The organism is Paraeggerthella sp. (assembly GCF_048427265.1).
Lineage (GTDB): Bacteria > Actinomycetota > Coriobacteriia > Coriobacteriales > Eggerthellaceae > Paraeggerthella > Paraeggerthella hominis.
In genome coordinates, this window is record NZ_DBFOSR010000089.1 from 1 (window position 1) to 23,683 (window position 23,683).

General features: G+C 60.1%; 19 protein-coding genes. 14 read left to right on the forward strand and 5 right to left on the reverse strand.

Annotation, left to right across the window (positions count from 1 at the left end; all coding sequences use genetic code 11):
• Positions 1–209: 209 nt before the first annotated feature.
• The gene (locus ACMNI9_RS08000) at positions 210–1,520 is read right to left on the reverse strand and encodes a CaiB/BaiF CoA transferase family protein (protein WP_216528455.1); all 1,311 of its coding nucleotides are present in this window, start codon (positions 1,518–1,520) and stop codon (positions 210–212) included.
• A 485-nt stretch (positions 1,521–2,005) separates the two neighbouring features.
• Here ACMNI9_RS08000 and ACMNI9_RS08005 point away from each other — a divergent pair, with 485 nt between their 5' ends.
• From ACMNI9_RS08005 to ACMNI9_RS08015, 3 genes are all read left to right on the forward strand, one after another.
• Positions 2,006–3,160, forward strand: a complete 1,155-nt coding sequence (locus ACMNI9_RS08005) for an acyl-CoA dehydrogenase family protein (RefSeq protein WP_114566018.1) — start codon at positions 2,006–2,008, stop codon at positions 3,158–3,160.
• A 309-nt stretch (positions 3,161–3,469) separates the two neighbouring features.
• Positions 3,470–4,735, forward strand: coding sequence for a CynX/NimT family MFS transporter (locus ACMNI9_RS08010; RefSeq protein ID WP_225749106.1), 1,266 nt, complete (start codon positions 3,470–3,472; stop codon positions 4,733–4,735).
• A gap of 145 nt (positions 4,736–4,880) precedes the next feature.
• Positions 4,881–5,816, forward strand: coding sequence for a LysR family transcriptional regulator (locus tag ACMNI9_RS08015; RefSeq protein ID WP_114566020.1), 936 nt, complete (start codon positions 4,881–4,883; stop codon positions 5,814–5,816).
• On the opposite strand, the gene ACMNI9_RS08020 is transcribed toward ACMNI9_RS08015, so the two are convergent.
• Positions 5,806–6,396: a hypothetical protein gene (locus tag ACMNI9_RS08020; protein WP_418831512.1), complete on the reverse strand. Its 591-nt coding sequence runs from the start codon at positions 6,394–6,396 to the stop codon at positions 5,806–5,808. The two genes, ACMNI9_RS08015 and ACMNI9_RS08020, sit on opposite strands and share 11 nt — an antisense overlap.
• Positions 6,397–6,404: 8 nt before the next feature.
• Positions 6,405–7,868, reverse strand: a complete 1,464-nt coding sequence (locus tag ACMNI9_RS08025) for a response regulator transcription factor (protein ID WP_418831514.1) — start codon at positions 7,866–7,868, stop codon at positions 6,405–6,407.
• 303 nt (positions 7,869–8,171) lie between these two features.
• Here ACMNI9_RS08025 and ACMNI9_RS08030 point away from each other — a divergent pair, with 303 nt between their 5' ends.
• From ACMNI9_RS08030 to ACMNI9_RS08065, 8 genes are all read left to right on the forward strand, one after another.
• Positions 8,172–9,464, forward strand: coding sequence for an MFS transporter (locus ACMNI9_RS08030; protein ID WP_216528457.1), 1,293 nt, complete (start codon positions 8,172–8,174; stop codon positions 9,462–9,464).
• Between the two features lie 93 nt (positions 9,465–9,557).
• Positions 9,558–10,553 carry an acetyl esterase gene (aes, locus tag ACMNI9_RS08035; protein ID WP_114566022.1) on the forward strand — a complete coding sequence of 332 codons (996 nt, stop codon included), beginning with the start codon at positions 9,558–9,560 and terminating at the stop codon, positions 10,551–10,553.
• Positions 10,554–10,623: 70 nt separating this feature from the next.
• Complete coding sequence (caiA, locus tag ACMNI9_RS08040) at positions 10,624–11,775, forward strand: crotonobetainyl-CoA dehydrogenase (RefSeq protein ID WP_114566023.1); 1,152 nt, start codon at positions 10,624–10,626, stop codon at positions 11,773–11,775.
• A 72-nt stretch (positions 11,776–11,847) separates the two neighbouring features.
• Positions 11,848–13,062 (forward strand): L-carnitine CoA-transferase, encoded by a 1,215-nt coding sequence (caiB, locus tag ACMNI9_RS08045; protein ID WP_114566024.1) that lies wholly within the window; start codon positions 11,848–11,850, stop codon positions 13,060–13,062.
• Between the two features lie 220 nt (positions 13,063–13,282).
• On the forward strand, positions 13,283–14,857 hold the full coding sequence (caiC, locus tag ACMNI9_RS08050; RefSeq protein WP_114566025.1) for a crotonobetaine/carnitine-CoA ligase: 1,575 nt from the start codon (positions 13,283–13,285) through the stop codon (positions 14,855–14,857).
• A 221-nt stretch (positions 14,858–15,078) separates the two neighbouring features.
• Positions 15,079–15,951 carry a MaoC/PaaZ C-terminal domain-containing protein gene (locus ACMNI9_RS08055; RefSeq protein WP_216528459.1) on the forward strand — a complete coding sequence of 291 codons (873 nt, stop codon included), beginning with the start codon at positions 15,079–15,081 and terminating at the stop codon, positions 15,949–15,951.
• Between the two features lie 152 nt (positions 15,952–16,103).
• The gene (locus tag ACMNI9_RS08060; RefSeq protein ID WP_114566027.1) at positions 16,104–17,519 is read left to right on the forward strand and encodes an MFS transporter; all 1,416 of its coding nucleotides are present in this window, start codon (positions 16,104–16,106) and stop codon (positions 17,517–17,519) included.
• Positions 17,520–17,686: 167 nt separating this feature from the next.
• A complete protein-coding gene (locus tag ACMNI9_RS08065; protein ID WP_418831516.1) occupies positions 17,687–18,433 on the forward strand; it encodes a class I SAM-dependent methyltransferase in 747 nt (248 codons plus the stop codon).
• Between the two features lie 217 nt (positions 18,434–18,650).
• Here ACMNI9_RS08065 and ACMNI9_RS08070 read toward each other — a convergent pair whose 3' ends face one another.
• Both ACMNI9_RS08070 and ACMNI9_RS08075 read right to left on the reverse strand, forming a co-directional pair.
• Positions 18,651–19,268 carry a class I SAM-dependent methyltransferase gene (locus ACMNI9_RS08070; protein WP_418831518.1) on the reverse strand — a complete coding sequence of 206 codons (618 nt, stop codon included), beginning with the start codon at positions 19,266–19,268 and terminating at the stop codon, positions 18,651–18,653.
• A gap of 205 nt (positions 19,269–19,473) precedes the next feature.
• Positions 19,474–20,451 carry a helix-turn-helix domain-containing protein gene (locus ACMNI9_RS08075; RefSeq protein WP_418831519.1) on the reverse strand — a complete coding sequence of 326 codons (978 nt, stop codon included), beginning with the start codon at positions 20,449–20,451 and terminating at the stop codon, positions 19,474–19,476.
• Between the two features lie 268 nt (positions 20,452–20,719).
• Between ACMNI9_RS08075 and ACMNI9_RS08080 the strand changes: the two genes are divergently transcribed.
• From ACMNI9_RS08080 to ACMNI9_RS08090, 3 genes are all read left to right on the forward strand, one after another.
• A complete protein-coding gene (locus ACMNI9_RS08080; RefSeq protein WP_225749111.1) occupies positions 20,720–21,376 on the forward strand; it encodes an MptD family putative ECF transporter S component in 657 nt (218 codons plus the stop codon).
• Between the two features lie 10 nt (positions 21,377–21,386).
• Positions 21,387–22,193 (forward strand): energy-coupling factor transporter transmembrane component T family protein, encoded by an 807-nt coding sequence (locus ACMNI9_RS08085; RefSeq protein ID WP_225749112.1) that lies wholly within the window; start codon positions 21,387–21,389, stop codon positions 22,191–22,193.
• Positions 22,190–23,683 (forward strand): ABC transporter ATP-binding protein (locus ACMNI9_RS08090; protein WP_418831522.1); only part of this gene is annotated, 1,494 nt, incomplete at its 3' end. The genes ACMNI9_RS08085 and ACMNI9_RS08090, both read left to right, overlap by 4 nt.

The following is a 23,683-nucleotide window of genomic DNA, read 5'->3' on the forward strand; positions in this document are numbered from 1 at the left end:
CTCCCTTTGGGGGGCCGGCGGCGGTCTTTGTCTACCCAAAAACCCGTTTTCAGCCCTAAGACCGTGTTTTTGGATCGACAATACACTGGCGTTGAGATCAAGCGATGCGACGGAGCTGCCCATACGTTGACGTCATGGCATCTGTGTGCCCGAATGCGAAAAAGGAGCCCGAAGGCTCCTTTTTCTGAATCAATGCCCTGTTCAAGAATTTAGAACTTGCACTCGACCTTGCCCTCGACCTGACGCTGGGACTTGAAGACCACGTCGGGAACCTCTTCGCCGTGGTAGCACTTGACAGCGCCGTTTGCTTCCAGTTCCGCGATCTGCTCGTCGGTGTAGCCGTACTTTTGCAGGTACTCGGCGGTGTGGTAGCCGATGGGCTTGGACAGCACTACCGGGGGATCGCCGAAGCTCGCATAGCGAATCGGGGTGGTGGGCAGCGCGTGCTCGCCGAACGCCTTGTACTCGACCTTGCGGATGGCGTCGTTGACGTAGGCTTCCTCGTCCTTGATGATGTCGGTGAAGCGGAAGACCTTCTGGCTCGGCACCTGCCACTCGGACAGGATGGGCAGCCACTCGTCCAGTTCCTTCTTCGCAAAGCCCTCTTCGAGGATCTTGATGAGATCGGGCTGCAGGTTGTTGGCCTTGATGTTCTCGATGGTGGCGAAATCCGGGCTGTCGACCAGGTCGTCGCGACCGATGATCTTCATCATGTCGTTGTAGTAGCGGTTGTGCTGCGGCTGGCAGATGTAGATCCACTTGTCGTCAGCGGTCTTGTACGTGTTGTTGAACGGGTTGGGGACGTTCGTGCGCGACTTCGGATAGTCGGCGCCGAACTGCTGGGCGCAGATACCGATGCTGCCGCCCCAGATGGCTGCGTGGTACAGGTTGACGACGACCTTGTCGCCCTTGCCGGTGCGCAGCTTGTTGACAAGCGCGCCCAGGATGCCTGCGGCCATCATGATAGCCGTGTTGTAATCGCCGAACGCTTGAGGCGGGATGGCGGGAGAGGTGCCCTTCTCGCAGAAGGTACCGGCAACGCCGCCGCGTGCAGCCCAGCAGACCGCGTCGTATCCGGGAGCGTGCGCGAACTCGCCGTGCTCGCCGTAGCCGCGCATCTGAGCCCAGATCAGGCCCGGGAACTGCTCGGAAAGCGTGGGATAGTCCAAGCCCAGTTTCTCCAGGGCGGCCGTGCGCATGTTGTTCATGAAGATGTCAGCTTCGCCGATCATCTTCTTTGCGATGGCCAGGCCTTCCTCGGACTTCAGGTTGAGGGAGATCCAGTTCTTGTTCGTGTTGTTGAGGTCGATCGTGGGATCCTCGGTGTCGGTGAGCTCGCAGCCGAAGCCCGGGCCCTGAGTGCGCTGGATGTCGCCATCGAACGACTCGATCTTCATGATCTCGGCACCCATTTCGGACAGAACTCGAACAGTTGCGGGAGCCGCGACGTACGTGCACATCTCGACCACTTTGATGCCCGCGAGCGGGCCGTAGCCATTGAGTTTCTCAGTGACGGTCATACGACGGTTCTCCTTTCTTTTGCGGTCGGTGATTTCTCCTGTCGTTATACTCACATGTTCTTGTTTTTGTTGCTATGGACAATTGCTAATACTTGATGGACTTTTGCAATTAATATTAAATTTGCCGGAAATACTCACATGCAACGCTATTTGTTTACCAGATGCGCCTTCTGCGTACACAGATCTATTGATTCGTCCGGGCGATGTGCTTCTATATGCTTCAGCCCGAAGCTAGCCTGCTTCGGTTTGCGACGGGCCGAGCGACTGCGGTCTTGGACCGCTCCATGATCGCAAACGGCATGGGTTTTTGTCGGTTAGGAAGCGTTTTGCCGTTTGACATGGTTGAATTCGCTAAACTGGGGGTAACGGCGGGGCAGATGCCCGCTATACTTTTTAGAGAAGATCGGGCGCTTGAGCCAAAACGCGTCCTTGAAACGAGGGCGCACGAAAGCGTCTTGCCTATATATAGGAGAAAGGATCCCATCTTGGACTTCAGCCTGACGGAAGGTCAGCGCAAGCTCGTCGAGGCGTTTCGGACGTTCGGCGAAGAGCGCTTCAAGCCCGAGCTGGTGCATCAGTGGCGCCGCGACCAAGGACTGCCCGATGAGGTGGTCAAGGGATTCGTCGACCTGTATTTCGGGTTGGAGGATCTTGCGGACGGCGACGGCCCCGGCGCGTTCAGCTTGTGTTCCCAAGCTCTTATCATCGAGGAGCTTTCGCGCTGCTCGGGCGCGACGCTGCCGTTCCAGATCGACTTGTTCAATTTGGCGCTCATGGGCGAGTTCGCCGCGCAAAGCGAGTTCGACGCTATCGTCGACGACTACCGCAAGACAGGCCGCCTTATGTTCGCGCTTGCCATCTCCGAGCCGGAAGCCGGTTCGGACTCCATGAACATGCAGACGTACAACCGTACGGTCGACGGGCGCTTGATTTTGAACGGGTGCAAGACGTTCGTGAACAACGGGGAATACGCGCCCTACATCCTTGTTGCGGCTATCGACCGCGATGCGGAGGGCTCGGACAAGTACCCTGCGCTTACATTCTGGCTGGTGCCGCGCGATCTGAAGGGCATCCGCGCATATCCGGTGAACAAGATAGGGCAGTCGATGCTGCCGTTTTCCACGGTGGTGTTCGAGAACGTCGAGTTGCAGCCGGAGTATCGTCTGACGGGACGCCACGCCGGCTTCCGTCAGCTGTTCCGCATGCTGGAGTTCGGGCGCGTGACAACGTGCGCGGGCTCTTTGGGCATGGCGCGCGCGGCTATGGAGGACGCGGTCAAGCACGCGCGCAGCCGCAAGGCGTTCGGCGTGCAGATCGGGCGGTTCCAGCAGATCGAGCAGATGCTCGTGGACATGGAGGTGAGTATCTACAACATGCGCTCCATGCTGTATCGCGCCTGTCTTGCCGTGGACAATGGGGAAGACGACGAGCGGCTGTCCGTGGCGCTCATGAAGCGCTACGTCCCGGCGGCTGCAACCGACGTGGCCAGTTCCGCCATGCAGATACTCGGCGGCATGGGCTATACCGAGCATGCGCGCGTCAGTCAAATTTGGCAGGATTGTCGCGGCAACCAGATTGCAGAGGGTACGGACCAGATCATGGTGTACATTGCCGCACCGCTTGTTCTGGACAAATACTAAGGGAAATTTCTTGCGTTGGGATGCGGCGCAATGAGCATCCCTGTCCTGTGTTTTAAAGACCTGCAGAATGTGTTTTCGATTCTGCAGGTCTTTTTTGTATGTAATATCTACTCAAATATAGGCAATTGTCCATTGAGGAAGCATTTCCTCGGTCAGTTTCTCAAGTATGACCATTCTCACGTTTCGGCGAACGGGGGACAATGCTGCCCAGAGAGCCAGCTCTGTGTAGTATCGGTTCAGGGGCGCCGTTCCTTTTCGTGTGACTCAATTTCACGAAAAGGGGCGACAGACATTCTTAGGAGGATCAAATTGAGTACAACAGCAACGAAAGAGAAGATGAGCGTGCGCCACATGCTCGTCGTTCTCACGGGCATCATGATCACGTTCGGATGCTCGGCCTTGTGCTTCTCCACGTGGGGCCTGTTCCAGCCGGTCGTGGCTGAGGGCTTGGGGGTCGAAACTACCGCCTTCGCCATGTACGTCACGGTTATGTACCTGACGATGACCGTCGCTTCTCCGTTCATGGGCAAGCTTCTGCAGACCATGGACATCCGCATCATCTTGTCCGTCTCCGCTTGCTTGGTGGGCGGTGCGTTCTTGCTCATGAGCTTCTCGAACGAGATCTGGATGTTCTACCTGGCGGCCGTGCTGCTGGGCCTGGGCGAGATCTCCATCCTGTGGCTTGCCATCCCCACGCTCATCAACCGTTGGTTCGCCGCTAAGGCGGGTACGTTCATCGGTCTGTGCATGGCCTTCACGGGCATCGGCGGCGCTATCTGGTCTGCGGTGTTCACCGCGCTGCGCTCCGGCGGCATGGACTTCCACACCATCTACCTGATCTGGGCTGTTATCGCGCTTGTCACCTCGCTGCCGTTCACGCTGTTCTGCGTGCGCAACTCTCCTGAGGACTGCGGCCTTGCTCCGTACGGCGCTTCCGTCGCCGCCGGCCAGGCTCCTGCCAAGCCGATGGGCCTCTCTGCTGCCAAGGCTATGAAGACCCCCGCGTTCTACGCCGTCTGCGTGTGCGCCGGTATCATCAACATCGCCGTTCTCATCGCCATGCAGTTCCCCACCTACACCAAGTCGCTGACGGACGTCACCTTCGACGTGCTGGTGGTCGGCGGTCTCATGACCACGGTCATGATGGTTGGTCAGGCTATCTTCAAGATCATCCTGGGCGCGGTTGCCGACAAGAACTCCAAGGGCGCGCTCGTGTTCGCCTTCGTGTGCGGCGTTGCCGGTATCCTGCTGTGCTGGCTGGGCTTCGCTTCCGAGTACATGCTCTACATCGGGTCGTTCATCTTCGGCGCCTTCTACGCCACCGCGGTCGTGCTCGTGCCGATCATCGTTCGCCAGTCGTTCGGCTCGCGTGAGTACTCGGTCATCTACTCCCGCGTCAGCACCGTGTTCAACCTGATCGCAGCGTTCGCGTCCATGATCTGGGCTTGGATCGGCTCTAGCTTCGGCTTCAACGTGGTGTTCATCGTCGGACTCGTGATGCTTGCTCTCATCCTGATGCTGGGCTTCTTCACCTTCTCAAACGCCAAAAAGTTCAAGAGCCAGTGGACTGAATAACGTCTCGAGAAAAAGGGGCGGCTCTTCTGAAAAGCTTCACGGGGGATCCGGTTTTGCGGATCCCCTTTTTTTCGGTATATGGGAAGTCTTGTCGGGGGGGGGGGGCTTCTTATATCATTGCTTCGAGGCGAACGAGGGGGAAATCGTGAACTTATCGCAGTTGTACTACTTTAAGAAGTTGGCGGAACTGCAGCACTACACGCGGGCGGCGAAGGAGCTGTACATCACGCAACCGACGCTGTCCGACGCTATATCCTCGCTCGAAAAGGAACTGGGGCTTCCTCTTTTCCAGCGAGACGGACGATCTATTAAGCTTACGCCGCACGGTGCGGAATTCTACGAGTACGTGCGCGCTTCGTTGCGCCAGCTTGACGAGGGCGTTGCCGCCATGGAGGCGCGCAAGGGAGACTTGCACGGCCTTGTCAATCTGGGGATGATCTTTACCGTGCAGGACGACTACCTGCCGGCGCTCTTGCGCGCCTACCAGGCGGAATTCGGCTCCAACGTGAGCATCGAGATCCATCAGGCGTTCACGAACTACCTGACGCAGAACCTGCACAACGAAACCTTGGACTTGGCGTTTTGCGGGAAACGGGAAAACGAGCCCGACATAGCCTACTTTCCGGTGCTGAACCGTCCGCTCGAGCTGTGCGTTCGGTCCGGTCATCCGCTTTCGCGGCGTTCCTCGGTGACGTTCGATGACTTGCGCGGCATGCGCCTTATCACGTATCGACGGGGAATTCCCATAGGCGAACAAGTTGAAAAGCTGCTCGAAGAAGCGGCTCTTGAAGGCGTTGTGCAAAACTACGACGACGACATCTCCATGGCTTCGGTGATCTCGATTGACGGTGGTACCGGCGCGCTCATGCTGAACTCGGTTGGGATCAAGCTGTTCTCGGACATCACGATGATTCCCATCGAAGGCGTTCCCCGCGATTTTTACTGGGTGTACCTCGCGTGCAGCAAGAAGCATTACAAAAGCGGGGCAGTTCGCTCGTTCATCGATTTCGTCAAGCGGTTCGATTCAGATGATGTGGATTTCGGCCATTGGCCCGAAGGGCGGCCTGTCTCTACGTCCTAAGGGTTTCTGCGTGAACGGCTTGGTCGATCAAGCCTAGGCCGTCCAGGTAGGCGTACAGGTGAAAGCCGCGCTTGCAGCGGAACGTGCAAGCGCGGCATGGATCCTCGTTGCAGTACGCGTAGGCGTCCTCGTCTGCAAACGCGAATACGAGCGGTGGCTTTTTCCCGGGCAGCACGTACTTCAGCTGCACGCCGGTGAACGTCTTGAGCGCGACCCAGCGCAGCGGATGATCGCTTGTCGAGCTCCATCGAACGCGCAGCGCGTTCGCGTCGACTCCGCCTACCACTTCGTAGCCGATCGAGAAACCGGCGCGTTGGCCGTCGGGAAGCGGCTCCAAGCGCTCCATGATCCGTCCGCAGCACGAAGGGGCGAACGCGTTTCCGGCGAAGGGGAGCGTCGCGTCTTCGCGCCGCAGCGAGCGGTCGATCCGAAGATCCGCTGCGTCGTCGACGGCGCAGAGCACGGCGTGGCATTCGGTGCAGCGGAAAAACGGCAGGGGGTGGCTGCTTACGCCGGGCTTCCACGACGCGCGCGTGCGCGTCGGGCTCATGCGCTGCTCGGTTGCGTTCGCTTCCCCCAAAACCCCTCCTAAAAGTCGCTGCGCTGCATATTAAGGTAGTTCAGCAGCTCGCTTCGTTTGTGTATCTGCATTTTCTCATAGATATGCCGCACGTGGGTGTTCACGGTGTACGGCGATATCACCAGCTTCTCGGCCATGTTGTTAGTGGTGTACCCGCGCGCGATAAGCACGAGGATTTCGCTTTCGCGACCCGACAGGCTGAACTCCTTCGCCACTTCGGCGCAAATCTCGTCGATTTCGGCCTTCGTGGGCGGGGCTGCGGTCAGGGCGATGATGTTGAACTCTTGGCGCACGAGCGGGATCAGCAATACCGCCAGCAAGCAGATAAGCGCAAGGCACGTTTCCGGCGTGATGGCCGCTGCCAGTTGCGGTGCGTGCTCGTAGCCTACGGCCCAGGTGTTGCCCACGGCGATGCCCGCCCGTACGAACCCGCCGGCGAACGCGAAGGCCATGGCGGGCGTGACGTAGCCCTTCGACGTCAAGATGCCGAAGTACATGATGAGCAGGATCTCCATGAGCGAAGAGATGCCCGTGGCCATGATGAACGAGGGGAAGTAGGTGACCGGGTCGGCCAGGAAAAGGCCGAACGCCGCTATCAGCAGCACGATCATCCACGGGAACATCTTGAATATGTTGGCCTTGTCCTTCGTGAGAAGAGCTATTCCGGCCAGCCCCAGCATGAGCACGGCTCCGCCTATGATGCCCAGGGTGAAGCTGAGGTCGTCGGTGGGGAGCACCTCCCAGGGAATGATGGCGACCAGGAAGTAACAGGCGACGCTCGCTAGAAACGTGATGGCGCTGACGGCTACCATGTTCTTGAGCCCGCCTTGCGCCGCGCTTTTCGGCAGCAGGACGGGAAAGGACCGCTCGCCGTCGCGACGAGCCTGCACCAGCAGCACGCCGGATGCGATGGGCAGCGCGGCCACGAACACCGTGGTCACGTACATCGGCAGCGCCCAGGCGATAGCGACGGTTGCCAGGACCGCCACGCCGAACGTCGTGCCGATGTGGCGCAGCGAGTAGTTCGCCTTCACGCACGCGTAGCGCTCGCCCCAGAGGATCCACATAGCCGATTCGGTTGCTCCCAGGAAAAACGAAAGCGCGTACGCCAAGCCCGGAACAGTGAACACCTGGGGGAGCAGGCAGAGCGTCAACGTGGCTGCCGCCGTCAGCGCGGGGGCAGCCACGTACATCCATTTATAGGATGAGAGGTGCTTCTTGCGTCCGAGCAAGAAGGCGAACGCTAAAAGAAAGAGGACGGTGGCCCCCAGGTTCACGAGCCAGGCGATTGTCACGCGTTCATCGAGCAGCTGAGTTTGCGCGAACATGTGGGGAACGAACCACAGCGCGTAGTGCCAGGCAAGAAGAAGCGCGAAACCCACGTACTTCAACGACGGGCGGGCCATGATGGATGCAAAAGCCTCGCGCGGTTCCGTTCCGGTGGCAGGAGATGCTGCCGTTTGGGGTGCCATGAAGTCGACCATCCTTCCTATCGTGCGTTTGTGATAGATGATGATGCCGCTGAACTGCTCAGATTGTTCAGCACTTGCAGTGCATAGCTTCGCAATCGTTAGTATAGAAACCTATCACTAGTTCGTCATGAAACCCTCGCAAGAAATTAAGTATTCGCCTAATTAGTGGGCATTTTGCGATGCTAATTCGACCGCTCGAGGACAGAATGCACCCATCGGCTCGACTTGGCAGCCGGACGCCGAGGGAAAGCTACCGGCGGCCGGCCGCGAGGCCGGGCAAAGACAAGGAGAAAGGAATGAAAGATGTCGTTGCTTGCCAAGAGCAAGGGAGAGGTTACCTATAAGGAACTCTCCACGCTGCACAAGTGGGCGCTCGTCGTGCTCATCTCCATGGGCTCGTCGATTATCTACGCGCCTATGTACCTGAAGAACGTGTTCTACGATCCCTTGATGCAGGCGCTCGGTGCCACCAACGCGGACCTCGGCTTGATGGTGTCCGCCTACGGCATCGCTGCCATGATCTGCTACCTGCCTTCCGGCATCGTAGCCGACAAGTTCCGGATGCGCACGTTGGCGTGGTTGGGCTTCCTGGCCACCGCAGTGCTCGTGTTCGTATACGCGACGCTGCCCTCCGTGCAGATCTGCTTGATCCTGTTCGTGCTCATGGGCGTTACCTCTATCCTGGTGTGGTGGGGCACGCGCTTCAAGGTGATCCGCCTGTGCTGCGAGGAGAACGAGTACGCCTCCAAGATCGGCGTCAGCTACTCCATCTACGGCGTGACCGGCTTGGTCATCGGCCTTATCAACGCCGGCATCATCGCTGCCATCTCCGGCTCTGCCGGTGTGCAGGCCATGCTCATCTTCCTGGGCGTCATGATCGCCATCCTGGGCGTGGTCTCGTACTTCATCATCCCTGACTTCAAGGGCGAGATCAACAAGGACGCGAAGCTGTTCAGCGTGTCCGAGGCTCTGCAGGCCGTCAAGCACCCCGGCGTGATCTGGGCTTGCGTCGCCTACTTCTGCGTGTATGCCGTGTACCAGGGCGCTACCTACACCACCCCGTACCTGACGCAGGGCTTCAACGCCGACGGCAACCTGGTGAACGTGGTCGGCCTTATCCGCACCTATGGTATCGGCCTCATCGCCGGCCCGGTTATCGGCTACATCGCCACGAAGATCAAGAGCCCCTCGAAGGCCATCCTGGGCGGCTTGATCCTCTCCGTCGCCGTGCTCGTCGGGTTCATCCTCTTCCCGCAGGATCCCTCCGGTGCCGTGATCGCTTCCATCCTGGTGGTCGTGTTCGGCTTCACCACCTACGGCGCCTTCTCCATCGGCTCCTCCCCGCTGTCCGAGGTCAAGATCCCGATGTCCATCTTCGGTACCGCTACGGGCATCCTCTCGGTCGTCGGCTTCCTGCCTGACGTGTTCATCCACACCTGGTACGGCGGCATGATCGACGCTCAGGGCACCGCCGCCTTCAACATGATCTTCGGATTCGAAATCATGTTCGGCGTCATCGGCTGCTTCTGCCTGGTCATGTTGCTCCGCACGGTCAAGAAGCACTTCGGCTCGACCGCTCAGGCCGAAGAGGCGTAATCCAAGCGCTGCGTTTACAGATCACCGCGGAGGGCGACGGTTCGCCCGAGCCCTCCGCGGCTTTGCATCACCGATCGGAAAGGGAAGGCGAACGTGAACAAGCTCGATGTACTGTCTCTGATCAATCCGCAGATGAACGCCGTGCTGGCGAAGGAAGACGAGCTGGCTGGCGACGCGAACGACACGAGCGTGGGTTTCGAGAAGATGCGCGAGAACTACGTTGCCGGTCGCGCGTACTGGGTCGAAGGCGGCCCGGTCATGGCCGAAAAGCTCGACGCTGCCGTGGCGGGTCCGTACGGCGACATCCCGGTGCGCTACTACTATCCCACTGACGAGTCCGCCGCGGCGCGCGCCGCGAGCAAGCCTGAGACTCCGGCTATCGTGTACGTGCACGGCGGCGGGTTCGTCCTGGGCAACCTGGACACGCACGACCGCATCTGCCGCGTGCTTGCTCGCAACGCCGGCGTTGCCGTGGTGGCCGTGGATTACCGGCTTTCGCCCGAAGCGAAGTTCCCGAGCGCGGTTCACGAGGTTGCGGCTGTTGCTGCGTACCTGCACGAGCACGGTGCCGAGCATGGCATCGACGGCGAGCGCCTGTCGTTCGCGGGCGATTCGGGCGGCGCGCATCTGAGCCTTGCGGCCACGATGTATCTGCGCGAGGAGCTGGGCGGCAGCGATTTCGTGAAGTGCTGCCTTTTGTACTACGGCTGGTTCGGGCTCAAGGATTCGTCTTCGATGCGCCTTCTGGGCGGCTCGTGGGACGGCTTGACCGAGGCGGACTGGAAGTTCTACATGCAGATGTACGCGAACGATCCCGCCGAGCTGGAGGAAAGCCCGTACGCGAACCTGTTCCTCAACGACATGACGCGCGACATGCCTGCTTGCTATATCGCGGCGGCCGAGTACGACCCCTTGCGCGACGACAGCACCACGCTGGCGACGATCTGCGAGGAGTACGGGGTTCCGTACCGTTTCGAACTGTTCGAAGGCGTTATCCACGCGTTTCTGCACTACACCAAGATGCTCGACGAGGCGAACGACGCCCTTGAGCACGGTGCGACCTTCTATCGCCAGCAGATGGGCCTGTAGGCGAGAGATACATCATTCGGGTTTCAAAGCGGGAGGATCCCGCTGAACACATACAAAAAGGAGGATCGTCATGGATTTCAAGTTGACGGACGAGCAGGAGCTGATCGTCGATAGCTACCGCGAGTACATGGAAAGCGAGAACTGGGAGACCTACTTCCACGAGTGCGACGAAGCGCACGAGTACCCGCTTCGCTGGGTGAAGGGCCTGTGCGAGCTGGGCTTCGACCAGATCATGCTTCCCGAGAGCCATGGCGGTCTGGGCCTTGAGCAGCCGTGCGTGACGCTGATGGCCGTGTACGAGATCCTGGGCAAGTACGGCGCTCCCACCTACGTGCTGTATCAGCTGCCCGGTTTCGAGACCATCATCCGCGAAGGCACCGAAGAGCAGATCGAAGCCGTCATGTCCACGCTGGGCTCCGGCGAGCAGATCTGGAACTCCGCATGCACCGAGCCGGGCGCCGGCTCCGACGTGGGCGCGCTGGCCACCACGTACAAGCGCGAGAACGGCAAGATCTACCTGAACGGCACCAAGACGTTCATCACCTCCTCCGCTGGCGTGAAGTACCTGGTCATCATGGCCAAGAACGCTGACGACGAGTCCGTGTTCACCGAGTTCTTCGTCGACATGTCCAAGCCGGGCGTGAAGCTGTCCCCGCTGACCAAGCTGGGCCTGCGCATGGACAGCTGCTGCGAAGTCTACCTGGACAACGTGGAGCTTGAGGAAAAGGACATCTTCGGCAAAGAGGGCAACGGCTTCATGCGCGGCGTGTCCGACTTCAACTTCGAGCGCTGGCTCGTGGGCGCGTGCGACTACGGCACCGCTATCTGCGCGTTCGAGGACGCCATGGCGCATGCGAACTCCCGTATCGCCTTCGGCAAGCCCATCAGCCGCTTCCAGCTCAACCAGCTCAAGATCACCGAGATGTGCATCAAGCTGACCAACATGAAGAACATGCTGTACGAGGCTGCTTGGAACGCCGACAACAACGACGGCAACTTCAACGCCGCAGCGGCCGCCATGTGCAAGTACTACTGCGCCAACGCCTCTTTCGAGGTGACCGACGACGCCATGCAGATCATGGGCGGCATCGCCGTGGCCAGCGAGCATCGCATCAACCGCATCTGGCGCGACCTGCGCGTCGACCGCGTTTCCGGCGGCACCGACGAGATGATGATCCTGGCCACCTCCAAGGGCGCTTCCATCAAGTACAAGCAGAAGTAACCTGCCGCTCGTCCACGGGGGCGCGGATAGTGCCCCCGTATCCAGAAACCCATGCGAACAAGGAGGAACAACATGGCAATTCCTACCGACAAGCCGTCCTACGGTCCCCTCGACGGCGTCAAGGTCGTCTACGCAGCAGTCGAGTTGGCCTGCCCGAAAGCAGCCGACCTCATGGCCGACTGGGGTGCCGACGTCATCTGGCTCGAGAACACCGGCGCGGGCGACACCATCCGCGATACCGCGTACGTGAAGCAGGCCGAGCGCCGCAACCAGCGTTCCGTGGCTTTGAACTACTTCTCCGAAGAGGGCAAGAAGGTGTTCTTCGACCTGGTGAAGGATGCTGACATCTTCATGGAGGCATCGAAGGGCGGCACGTGGGCGCGCAAGGGAATCACCGACGACGTGCTGTGGGAGCTCAATCCGAAGATGGTCATCGTGCATGTTTCCGGCTTCGGCCAGGAAGGCGACCCGAAGATGGTCAAGCGCGCTGCGTACGACCTGACGGTGATGGCTTACTCCGGCATCATCATGCAGAACGGCACGGAGGAGCAGCCGATGCTGCCCGGACCGTACGCCGGCGACTACTTCAACACGCTCATGATCGCAAGCTCCGCGCTGGCGGCCCTCTACAAGGCCGAGAAGTCCGGCAAGGGCGAGAGCATCGACTTGGCCATGTACGAGACGCTGCTTGCCATCGGCCAGTACTACCTGGTGGACTACTTGAACGAGGGCATCAAGTGGCCCCGCCCCGGCGCGCGCAACCAGAACCTGTGCGGCATCGGCGAGTTCAAGTGCAAGGACGGCTTCCTGGGCGTGTGCCTGTACGGCGTCGACCAGAACAAGTACTTCCTGGAGACCATCGGCCTGGGCCATCTGTGGGGTACCGAGGACATTCCCGAGGACACGTCGGGCCTGTGGCTGTCCAACCCGCATGCCGACGAGATCCAGAAGGCGTTCGAGGAGTACTGCCTGGCGAACTCCAAGTACGACATCGAAGAGGATTTCGCTGCGCACCGCATTGCTGCCCAGGTGGTCAACGACATGGAAGACCTCGTGAAGGAAGAGCACCTGAAGCTGCGCAACACGTGGGTTGACTGGGAGACCGTCGACGGCGAGACGTTCCACGGCCTGGGCGTGTTCCCCAAGTTCAAGAACAACCCGGGTCAGATCTGGCGTCCGATGCCGCATCAGGGTGGCGACACCGTGGACATCATGACGAAGCTGGGCTACACGCCCGAGCAGATCAACGAGCTGGCCGAGGCCGGCGTCGTGAAGATCAGCGAATAAGGTCCATGCGTTTGGCGGGCGGCTTGCGATAGGCACGCCGCCCGTAGCGCGGTTCCGTTTTCAAGGGACCGCCGTCCGGTGAAACCGGACGCGGGTGCGCGGCCCGAACGTTCCGCGCACCCGCACGATGCCGCCTTCCGAAAGCGAAGCGCGGTCGAACGGCGGCATCGTGCGGGTAGGGGATTGAGCGAGGGGTCGAAGGACGAGAAGGGTGAGACGGGTGACCGACATCGTAGGAAACGAAACGCTGCGAAGCCTTTGGACGGGACTCGTCGACTCGTGCGGTGACCGCACGTTCCTCATCTTCCAGGATCGCGAGGGCGCGACGTGCGAGTTTTCCTACAGCGCGTTCGACCAGGAAATCAACCGAACCGCCAACCTGTTCCTCACGTTGGGCATCGAGGCGGGCGAGCGGGTGGCCGTGCAGATGCACACCTGCCCCGAGTTCATGATGTGCCTGTTCGGCTTGGCGAAGATCGGTGCCGTCATGGTACCGATGAACGAGCAGTACTTGGCCGAAGAGGCGGCGTTCGTGCTCGAGCGTACCGGCGCGTCGTGCGCAGTGGTGGAGGCGGATTTCGTCGGCCTGTACGACGGTTTGGCTGACGAGCAGGGCTATCTTGCCAAAGGCGTGTTCGTTGCGCGCGGTTCGGCAGATGCCGAAGCGGGCTTGCCCGCTTCCGTTCCGGTGCGCTGTTTCGACAAGGCGCGCGCGTGCGAGCCGACCGTGCTGCGCGAGGAACGCCCCCTTGCCTCGGACGACCCGGTTGAGATCATCTTTACGTCGGGCACGACGTCGTGTCCGAAGGGCGTTGTGCTTACGCATGCGAACATGCTGTTCAGCGGCTTGTATGGCGATTGGGAAGTGTCGCTTACGCGCGACGACCGCATGCTTTCGACCATGCCTGCCTGCCATTCCAACTTCCAACTGGCGGCGCTCACCCCGGTGCTCACGGCAGGCGCTACGCTCATCGTGGTGGAGAAGTACAGCGCGAGCCGCTTCTGGAAGCAGATCCGCGACTATCGGGCCACGGTCGTGCAATGCGTGGCCATGATGCTGCGCACCCTGCTGCTGCAACCGGTCGATCCGAACGAAAAGGATCATTGTCTGCGCGAGATGCTGTACTTCCTGGCCGTTTCCGACGAGGAGAAGCGCACGTTCGAGGAGCGCTACGGCGTGCGCATCATGAACACGTACGGTTCCACCGAGTCGATCAGCTGGGTGCTTACCGACCCGCCGACCGGTCCGCGTCGTTGGCCGAGCGTCGGACGCCCGGGCTTGGGATACGAGGTTCGCATTGCAGGCGACGACGGCGTGCAGGCCGCTGCGGGCGAATTGGGGGAGATCCAGGTCAAGGGCACGCGCGGGCGCACCATCATGAAGGAGTACTACAACGACCCCGAGGCTACGGCGCGCACGTTCACCCAGGATGGATGGCTGCGCACGGGCGACAAGGGCTACATGGACGAGGACGGCTGGTTCTTCTTCGTCGACCGCAAGGCCAACATGATCAAGCGAGCGGGCGAGAACATATCGGCCAGCGAGCTTGAAAGCGTGCTCATGCAGCATCCCGCCGTCGACGAGGCCGCGGTGATCGGCGTGCCCGACCCTATTCGCGACCAGGCCGTCAAAGCCTTCGTGAAGCCGCGCGCGGGCGTCGAGATCACCGAAGGGGAGGTGCTGGCGTTTTGCGAGGAGCACATGGCGGGGTTCAAGGTTCCCTCGTTCGTTCAGATCGTCGACGACTTTCCGCGCACGTGCTCTATGAAGATCGAGAAGAAGTTGCTGAAGTAACCTGCGGGACGGCAGAGCGCGTCTGGGGCGGAGGGGTCTTGCAAGACCGTCGCTTCGCTCCAAGGATCTTGCTCAACCGCTCTGCCCCAGACGCGCTCCGCCTGCACGACTTCGGGCAGCTTCGTTGGCTCAGAGCCCTTTTGGGCGGTCGGTGGACGGGGCGTACTTGAGAACCTGGTGAATGGGTGCTGTTTTTCTGGTTGGGAGATAAGGAGAGGGTCATGGCTATTAGCACTGAGATCGTGGGCAAGGAGTTCGGGCCGTTCGTGCGGGAGTACACGTTCAAGGATCTGGAGATTTGCGCGCTCGGCTGCAACGCGGGATTCGACGGCAAGACCGATCTTGAGTACGTGAACGAGCATGACGCGGAAAACCCGCAGCTCAAGGTGCTCCCCATTTTCGGCGTGCCGTTGACGGTGCACGAGGAAATGACGCGCACGCTTGACTACGGCTACAACTACGATGGCTCGCTGCATTACGGGTTCGAGATCAAGCTGCATGCTCCCTTCCCGATGGGCGACCGCATCGAGACGTTCGTGACGCAAGACGCGCTGTACGACCGCGGCGAGGGCCGCGGGTGCCTGTCGAAGCAGACGGGGCGTTCCTTCGCCTCCGACGGGACGCTGTTGTGCGAAACCGAGACATGGGACGTGTGCATCTACGACGGTGGATGGGGCGGGCCCAAGCCGCCGAAGGACATCGTCGAGATGCCTGATCGTGCGCCCGATGCGGTGGTCGAGGAGACGATGCCGCTCAACATGCCGCTCATCTATCGTCTTATGGGCGATTGGCATCAGCAGCACATCGACTTCGCCTATACCGAGCAGACCGGCCTTGCACGTCCGATCGCGCACGGCGTGAGTTTGGGCGGCTTCTCCATGCGCCACATCATCAGCTCGTTTTTCCCGGGCGAGCCTGAGCGCATGAAGCGATTCAAGACGAGGATCACTTCGCCGGTGCTTCCGGGCACCGCGCTTCAAACTCGCATGTGGAAGGTGGGGGAGAAGGAGATTCGCTTCCAGTTGGTGGATGCGGACGTGGACGAGACGGGCGCGAAGCCGCACTTGAACTTCGGTATTTGCACCTGGGAGTAGCAGGTTCAACCGGGCGGGGTCGATCCTTGGGCTGAGGGTGCCTGAAAGACCGTCGCTTCGCTCCAAGGATATTTCAGGCACCCTCAGCCCAAGGATCGCCTCCTGCGATTGACGCGGGCGGAGCTGGTTTTAGCATGTGAGGAGACGAGAGCATGGATGATGTGAAGCAGATCACGCAGGTGACGAGCCCGACAATGGGCGAGGCGATGGACGGTGCCAAGCAGATTGGCGAGGGCATGGTGGGCAAGGTGAAGAAGTCCGCCAAGAAGACCATGGACGACGTTGCCATGACCCCGTTTCTGCGCAAGATCACGTTTTTCTCGAGCGGCGGCTCGTTTTTGGACGGGTACGTGCTTTCTCTGATCGGCGTGGCGCTTACGCAGATCACGCCGCTGTTCAACCTGACGGGCGCCTGGAGCGCCGCTATCGGCGCGTCGGTTCTGCTGGGCATCTTCGTGGGCACGATTCTCGGCGGTTACCTGACCGACCGCATCGGGCGCAAGAAGATGTTCATCGTCGACATCGTGGCTATCGGCCTGTTCTCTATCTTGAGCGTGTTCTGCGCCGACCCGTTCCAGCTGGTTTTGGCGCGCTTTTTCATCGGCGTGTTCGTGGGCGCGGACTATCCTATTGCCACGTCGCTCATTGCCGAGTTCACCCCCAAGCAGCATCGATCCATTTCGATGGGCATGGTGTCGGCTGCGTGGTATCTGGGCGCTACCGTTGCGGCGTTCGTGGGCTACTTCCTGTACAGCGTTCCCAACGGATGGCAGTGGATGCTCGGGTCGGCGGTGGTTCCCTGCATCATTTTGCTGATCGGCCGTCACGACATTCCCGAATCGCCCATGTGGCTGGCGCAGAAAGGGCGCACCGCCGAGGCCGACGAGGTCATGCGTCGCGTCTTCGGCGAGGGCGTGGAGCTTGAGCTTGAGGAGCCGGGCGAGAAGACCAGCCTGCGCAAGGTGTTCGCGGGCGGCTATGCCAAGCGCATCGTGTTTCTGGGCATCTTGACGCTGTGCCAGGTGGTGCCTATGTACGCCATCTACACGTTCGGCCCCGAGATCATGACGGCGTTCGGCTTGGGCGAGGGGCACGAGGCCATCTTGGGCGAGAGCGTGGTCAGCTTGTTCTTCTTGATCGGGTCTATTCCGGCGATGTTCTGGCTGAACTCGATGGGTCGCCGCCCGCTGCTCATTCGTTCGCTGGCGCTTATGGCCGTGGGCTTGGTTATCCTGGGCCTGTTCCCCGATGCTCCCGTGTACGTGATCATCGTGGCGTTCGGTTTGTACGCATTCTTCAGCGGCGGGCCGGGCATTTTGCAGTGGCTCTATCCCAACGAGCTGTTCCCGACCGAAGTGCGCGCGTCGGCGGTGGGTGTGGCTATCGGCATCTCGCGTATCGGCACCATCATCGCCACGTACGGTACGCCGCTGTTCTTGGCTGCATACGGCATAGGGCCCACCATGCTTGTTGCGGCGGGGCTGGTGATCCTGGGATTGGTGCTGTCGGTGCTCATGGCGCCCGAGACCAAGGGTAAGTCGCTTCTGGAGACGAGTTCGCTGGACTAGCGAGGCGCCGTGCTGCATCGGCATTCGGCACTAGGCGGTATCCGGTTAAAAAACAACCCTGCATTTGGGTTGGGCACGGTGGTATAGTCGAGGGAGTTCCATGACGGCTGCCGATGAGGGAGGGTGCCGCCCTTGTCGGGCGCGACCTTCTGGATTCAGGAGCGAGCATGTTGGAAAATCCCAAAACCATAGACGAGCTTGTCGGCTTGCTTGATTCGTTGGGGGTGGAAACCCGCAGGCGTTCGGAGGAGCAGTTTTCCGGGGAGGGCTACTATGCGGCCCTGCCGCGCCAAGGGTACAGCTCCCGCTGCGAGATGACGCTTCCTGATGGTCTTTCGGGCAAGCGCGTGCTGGATCTTTTGTGTCGCAGCGGCAAGGGCGCTTACAAAATTGCCGATCTGGTAGGGCCGGACGGGTTCGTTTTGGGAATCGATCCCGACGAGGATCGCATTGAACACGCACGAGAGCAAGCGGCTCGCAACCATCCTCAAGGTGACGATTGGAGACGAACCCTTGCGTTCGCGCAGGGGTGTCCCGAGGATCTGCGGGCCGCCGGCGTCAAGGATGCGACGTTCGACGTGGTGGTCGTGAACAGCGCGCTCAACCTGGTGCGCGATCTGCCGTCCGCGCTGCGCGAGATCGCGCGCGTGCTCGTATCGGGAGGATTTCTGTACCACGCGGGCGTGTTCGCCGAGTCTCCTTTGTCGAAAGATCCGATGAGCCGGCTTGCTGCGCGCGGCAACGTGTTCGGCGCAGCACGCAGCAAGCGCACGTTCGAGCGCTCCGTCCGGGAGGCGGGTTTTTCGACGTGCGTGTTCGCCCCAGGCGATGGCGTGGCGCCGAGCGGCTTCGAATTCACTCCCGAATTGGTCAATCGCAGGTTCCAAACGTCCGTCGTCCGCGCGAGCGTTTAAGGAGCTGCGGGCGGCGTCGGAGGCAGACGACTTGCTTGCTGCACGATTCTTACTGCAATGTTGCGCTTGAAGGGCATGCAGAGCGACGATCTTCGGTGCGACTGTGCGTTTTGCCTGGTCGGGGATGCTCATTGCCGACGAACGGGTTTCAATATGCGCCCGAGCGCAACATTGGGAGCAGGATCGTGCATTCGGGCGTGGTTGACGCGCCGGGCGCCTAGGACTTCATTCCTATCAAGACGCATTCGGGGACGGGACCGCCTTCGACCAGATTGGCGCTGATCACATGGAAGCCGCAGTTTTGGACGAAGGAAGCCAGTTCTTCGGACGTCCATTCGTGGAACGTCTTGAAGCCAACCGCCTCCATCAATCGCAGCCTTGCAGGGGATGCTACCCGGTTGTGGACGAACGTCGGGGCCAGCAGGAAGCCGCCTGGTTTCAGAACGCGATGCGCCTCGTGCAGTGCAAGTTCGGGTGCGGGCATGACGTGCAGCGCATTGGCGACGACCACGGCGCCGAAGGACGCTTCGCGATAAGGAAGGCTCGTGGCGTCTTGCACGGAGAAAGAGACGTGGCTTTCAGGCGATCGCGTGCGAGCCTTTTCGATCATGGCCTCAGAGAAATCGGTAGCCTCCCAAGAGCGGACTCTCCCTGCAAGCGCGAAGGTCAGCTGCCCGGTTCCACAGGCCAGTTCAAGCACGTCGATGTCTCTTTCCAGCCAGTTTCTCAATTCTCGGCACAGCTGAGGGTAAGGTCCGTTGCGCCTTTCGACAAGGGGTGCGTACAGGGGCGCGACCTTGTCCCAGAACTTCTTGTTCGGTTCGCTGTTCGACATAAAGCAGCTCCTGGTTGGGCGGGGAAGGGGGGGTGCTTGCGACTTGTGCTTCGCGCGGCTTTCGATCCGTGCTTCAATTAGAAATTAGCTATATCTAACTTTGGATGCTACCGCTCGCGATGCTCTTTGTCAAACCGACGGGCCAATCTAGGCGGTCGGGTGGAAAACGGCAGGCGGGACGGCAAAGGGCCGCATGGACCCTGCGCTAACGCATTCGCTTGCCGCGCATGGCGCTTGGGGCTATGCCGGTATGGCGTCTGAACGCCTCGGCGAACGCCGCCGGCTTTCTGTAACCGACCTTTGCGGCAATATCGGCCACGGGCATGTTGGTGGTCCGTAAGAGTTCGGCAGCTTCTTCCATGCGCGCTTCGGTAACGAAAGCGTTGGGGGACGCTCCGAAGTAGCTTTTGAACGTTGCCTTGAATTTCGTTTGGCCCATGCATGCGCGATGGGCCAGCACGTTGCAGGTAAGGTTTGCGTCCAGGTTGTTTCTAATGAAGCTGCCGACGTTGTCAAGCGATTTCCGGTCGTCGAGCGGCGGCAAAGCGCTTTCTCGTCCGGCATCCTCTTCTTCGATCTCGCTTGCTCGTTTGATGATGAGCGCCAGCGCTTCGGCTACGGCCCCTTCGTAAAACAAGTCAGCCGCCATGCCGGCTCCTCGATAGCGTTTGATCTGCTTGAAGAGGGCGATGAGCTCCGGGCAGTCCGGTCTTCCGTCGACGAGCAGGAAAGCCTTGCGCATGTCGGGTATATTGCCGAACCGTTCATGCAGGTAGGTTCTGTAATAGTCCGGCGATACGGTGATCGACGTGGCCTGCACGGTCGAGCCAGGAAGAAAGCGCGCCACGTACTCGTTTCCTTCGCTCGCGATGTAGGTGGAGACCGTTCCGGGCCTCGGCGTGGCAGTGCGGGCTTTTGCGATCAAGCCGGCTTTGTCGTAGTAGCTAACTGAAAGGTGCTCGGTATGGCGAAAGCGCATGATGCCTTGGCTTTTGAACTCGATTCGAAAAGCACTGACGGCGAAGAAGTTGTCTCGAGAATAGACCCAGTATTCGCCCGAGCCTTCTTCGTTGTCCATCCGGTACGAGCATCCGGCTTGCGCATAGGAGCGCTCCGACGCGACCGGCGTCATGTTCCATTGCTGAAACGCCTTGTCGTACAGGTCGCTTTTTATATCGAGCATGCTCGCGTTCCCCTTCCTTCGATTGCCGGTGCCCTCTGTCGTCATTGCGAAAAAATCAAACAGCCGAAAGAACGCAGGGCTCCCGCTCCTTCGCGCACGGGTAAAGGCGTCGAAACGACGCAGCCTTGTCTGGTCGCCTTAATGCCGAAATCGGCCGGTTGTTGCTTGAGCCGCGTTTCCTTATGAACTCATCGACTATTGTAGCAAAAGTTAGCTAAAGCTAACCATAACCGATTGATAAGCCGTTGGCTTGAAAGGAGCGCTCGTTATGTCGCAAGCGGTATACGATCGAGGGGAAGACGCCTCGTCTTCTCAGTCCTCGAAACGAGGCGGGGGCTGGACTACCCATGACGTTTTAACCTTTGTCGTTTTCAACATCATCATTGTTGTTGTTACTATGGCGGCGAAGATGGTGGAGGACATGCTGCTATCGCCTCAGAATACTTTCTTCGTTGGGTCATGGCTGTTTCCGCTGCTCGCAACACCTTTTTACCTGGTTATGGCCGACCGTATAGGAAAACGCGGAGTGTTGAGCGCCTCGATCATCGTCTTCGGCATTTTCTACGCGATCATGGGCGGCTTGTATTGCATTCCCGTGGCTATCGTCGGCGCGATCGTGGGCGAATTGCTTATGTGGGGGAAGGATTCGTATCATAAGGTGAAACGCGTTGTGCTGGGCTACTACGTGTACTGGGTTGCATTCGCCTTCTACGGAATAGTTCCGTATCTGCTGTTCAAAGAAGCTTACATGCAGCAGTTGGGCGCGTACTACAGCGCCTCTGACATCGCTGCGATGGTGGCTCAATATACCGAGCTGCCATGGATTGTTCTTATGCTGGCTATGTTCGCTGCCGGTACGTTCGCGGGTGGTTTTATTGGCGGCAAGTTCTTGAAAAAGCATGTCCGCAAAGCGAAGATCGCGTAAGGGTTTCGCTATGGAGACGCCATTGGAAAACTGTACGGATCCGTTTTCTCCTCCTTCCGCAGTGCGGCAGCGTATCGAGCCTGTTGCGGCTGGAAATGGGTCTGCGCACAAGGCGGCTTTCTTGCATGCCGATATGAAGGAGGGCGTTCTTGGGCTGGATCCCCGTACGCATCTGCTTGTCATCCTGGCTGCGGGCATGGCGGCTTTGGCTATTGTGGGGCTGCCCGAACTCGTCGGTCTCCAGATCCTCTGCGCGGCCTATCTTGCGGCGAACGGCAGGGCGAGGCTGGCTGCGAGGATGTGCGTAAGCTTCGCGGTGATCTGCGGGCTCAGTTTCGTTCCGCTGCCCGGACTTTACGGCGTGCTGTTCGTAAGCCTCATGCACATGATGCCGCCGATGTCGGCGGGAAGCGCGCTTTTCACCCTCTCGCCGTCGGCTATCATGTGCGCCTTGCGCAGGTGGCACATGCCGAACCGCGCGTTGATCGGCGTATGCATGGTGTTTCGATTCGCCTCGATCCTTCCGTTCGAGTTCTCGTCCATAGTTCGCGGCCTTCGCATGCGAGGCGTGTTTCCTCGGGTTGTCGATGCGTTTTCCCATCTGGGGCTTGTGTACGAGTGCTTGTACACACCGCTTGTAATGCGCTGCTTGCGTTTGTCCTCCGAGCTTGCCGCATCGTCCGAATTAAGGGGGATTGACGTGCAGACAGGGCGTTCGTCGATATACCACGTGGGGTTCGCCGCGCGCGATGTCGTTGTTGTCGCGGTCTTCGCATGCGCATGCGCCCTCTTGTACGGAACGGGGTTTTACGTATGAGCGGGATGCCATGCCGGCGGACGGCTTCGGTGTTGCTGGAGAGCGCATCGTTTCGCTATGTCGATCAGTCCGAGGCCGCCGACGGGGCGGCGTGCGATGCGCGTCACGGTGTAGCGGGGAGTTTCGTAGACGATATCTCGTTCGAGATCAAACCGGGCGCCTGCACGGTTCTATGCGGACGTTCGGGGGATGGGAAATCGACTGTCTTGCGCATGATCGATGGGCTTGCAGGTACGTTTTTCCCGGGATGCCTTGAAGGGGTGGTTTGCGTTTGCGGAACCGATGTGCGAAAAGTGACCTCCTACGATAGGGCTTCGGGCATGGGCGTTGTGCTGCAGGACCCGCGGAGCCAGTTTTTCATGGGATTGGTTGGGGACGAGATCGCCTTCTCGTCCGAGAACCTGGGCGTCGATCCGGACGAAACCATCAGCAGGATCAACCGCGCTGCCGCATGGTGCGGTATCGACGCGCTTCTTGGAGAACGGCTGTCCGAGTTGTCGAGCGGTCAAAAGCAGCGCGTCGCCCTTGCGGCTGCCATAGCATGCAATCCCAAGGTGCTGATTTTGGATGAGCCGACGTCGAACCTGGACGCGCAGGGAACGGACGACCTCGAGAGCATCTTGATGCGCTTGAAGCAGGCGGGTGTTGCCATCGTGATTTCAGAGCATCGTCTGCATCGCATGTTGCCCGTAGCTGACGAGTTCGTTTGCCTGAAAGATGGCAGGATCGCGGCTCGATGGGATGCGCGGGCTTTCGCTGCTCTTTCGACGGAGGAAGCTGCTCGCTTTGGGCTCAGGCATCCTTCCATGGTCGCCGGAACTTTCTATGGACAGGAAAAAGCGGCACGCAGGTTTTCCGCGAAAGCGAGCGAGCGTGCGGGCGAGGATTGGATCGTCGAAGATGTTTCGTATTTGTATCCATCTACCAAGCACGGCATCGCGTGCGTGAATGCCGTGTTCGCAAGCGGCAAGGTTACGGTTGTCGAAGGAGGGAACGGCGCGGGAAAAACGACGCTGGCAAAAGTGCTGTGCGGCGCCGCGAAGCAGCAGCGGGGATGCGTGGTGCGCGGCGGAAAGCCGCTGTCTCGTCGACAGAGGAGGCGGATGAGCTATTTCGTCATGCAAGACGCTGACTATCAATTGTATGCGGGGAGCGTGGCTGACGAAGTAGTGCTCGGTCGAAAAGTCGACGACGATTTGAAGGCGCGCGCGTGGGAGGCGCTTGATACGTTCGACCTGATCGATGTGGCGAATCGTCATCCAGCGAGTCTTTCGGGAGGCCAAAAGCAGCGTGTTACCCTTGCTGCGGCGTATTGCTCCGACGCGGAGCTCGTCGTGCTCGACGAGCCGACAAGCGGGCTTGACGGGCGCGGCGTGGCTGAGGTTTCCCTGTGGTGCAAGGAGCTGGCGCGGTCCGGCAAGACGGTGGTCGTCATCACTCACGATAGCCTGCTTGCCCGCTTGGCTGGCGATGCGGTTGTGAGCCTTGGG

Coding starts and splice junctions, on each gene's coding strand:
- ACMNI9_RS08055 (WP_216528459.1), top strand. CDS start 15,079: ATGGCTATTAGCACTGAGATCGTGGGCAAGGAGTTCGGGCCGTTCGTG.
- ACMNI9_RS08000 (WP_216528455.1), bottom strand. CDS start 1,520: ATGACCGTCACTGAGAAACTCAATGGCTACGGCCCGCTCGCGGGCATC.
- caiB (WP_114566024.1), top strand. CDS start 11,848: ATGGCAATTCCTACCGACAAGCCGTCCTACGGTCCCCTCGACGGCGTC.
- ACMNI9_RS08085 (WP_225749112.1), top strand. CDS start 21,387: ATGGAGACGCCATTGGAAAACTGTACGGATCCGTTTTCTCCTCCTTCC.
- ACMNI9_RS08030 (WP_216528457.1), top strand. CDS start 8,172: ATGTCGTTGCTTGCCAAGAGCAAGGGAGAGGTTACCTATAAGGAACTC.
- ACMNI9_RS08070 (WP_418831518.1), bottom strand. CDS start 19,268: ATGTCGAACAGCGAACCGAACAAGAAGTTCTGGGACAAGGTCGCGCCC.
- ACMNI9_RS08065 (WP_418831516.1), top strand. CDS start 17,687: ATGTTGGAAAATCCCAAAACCATAGACGAGCTTGTCGGCTTGCTTGAT.
- ACMNI9_RS08060 (WP_114566027.1), top strand. CDS start 16,104: ATGGATGATGTGAAGCAGATCACGCAGGTGACGAGCCCGACAATGGGC.
- ACMNI9_RS08075 (WP_418831519.1), bottom strand. CDS start 20,451: ATGCTCGATATAAAAAGCGACCTGTACGACAAGGCGTTTCAGCAATGG.
- ACMNI9_RS08025 (WP_418831514.1), bottom strand. CDS start 7,868: ATGGCACCCCAAACGGCAGCATCTCCTGCCACCGGAACGGAACCGCGC.
- ACMNI9_RS08080 (WP_225749111.1), top strand. CDS start 20,720: ATGTCGCAAGCGGTATACGATCGAGGGGAAGACGCCTCGTCTTCTCAG.
- caiA (WP_114566023.1), top strand. CDS start 10,624: ATGGATTTCAAGTTGACGGACGAGCAGGAGCTGATCGTCGATAGCTAC.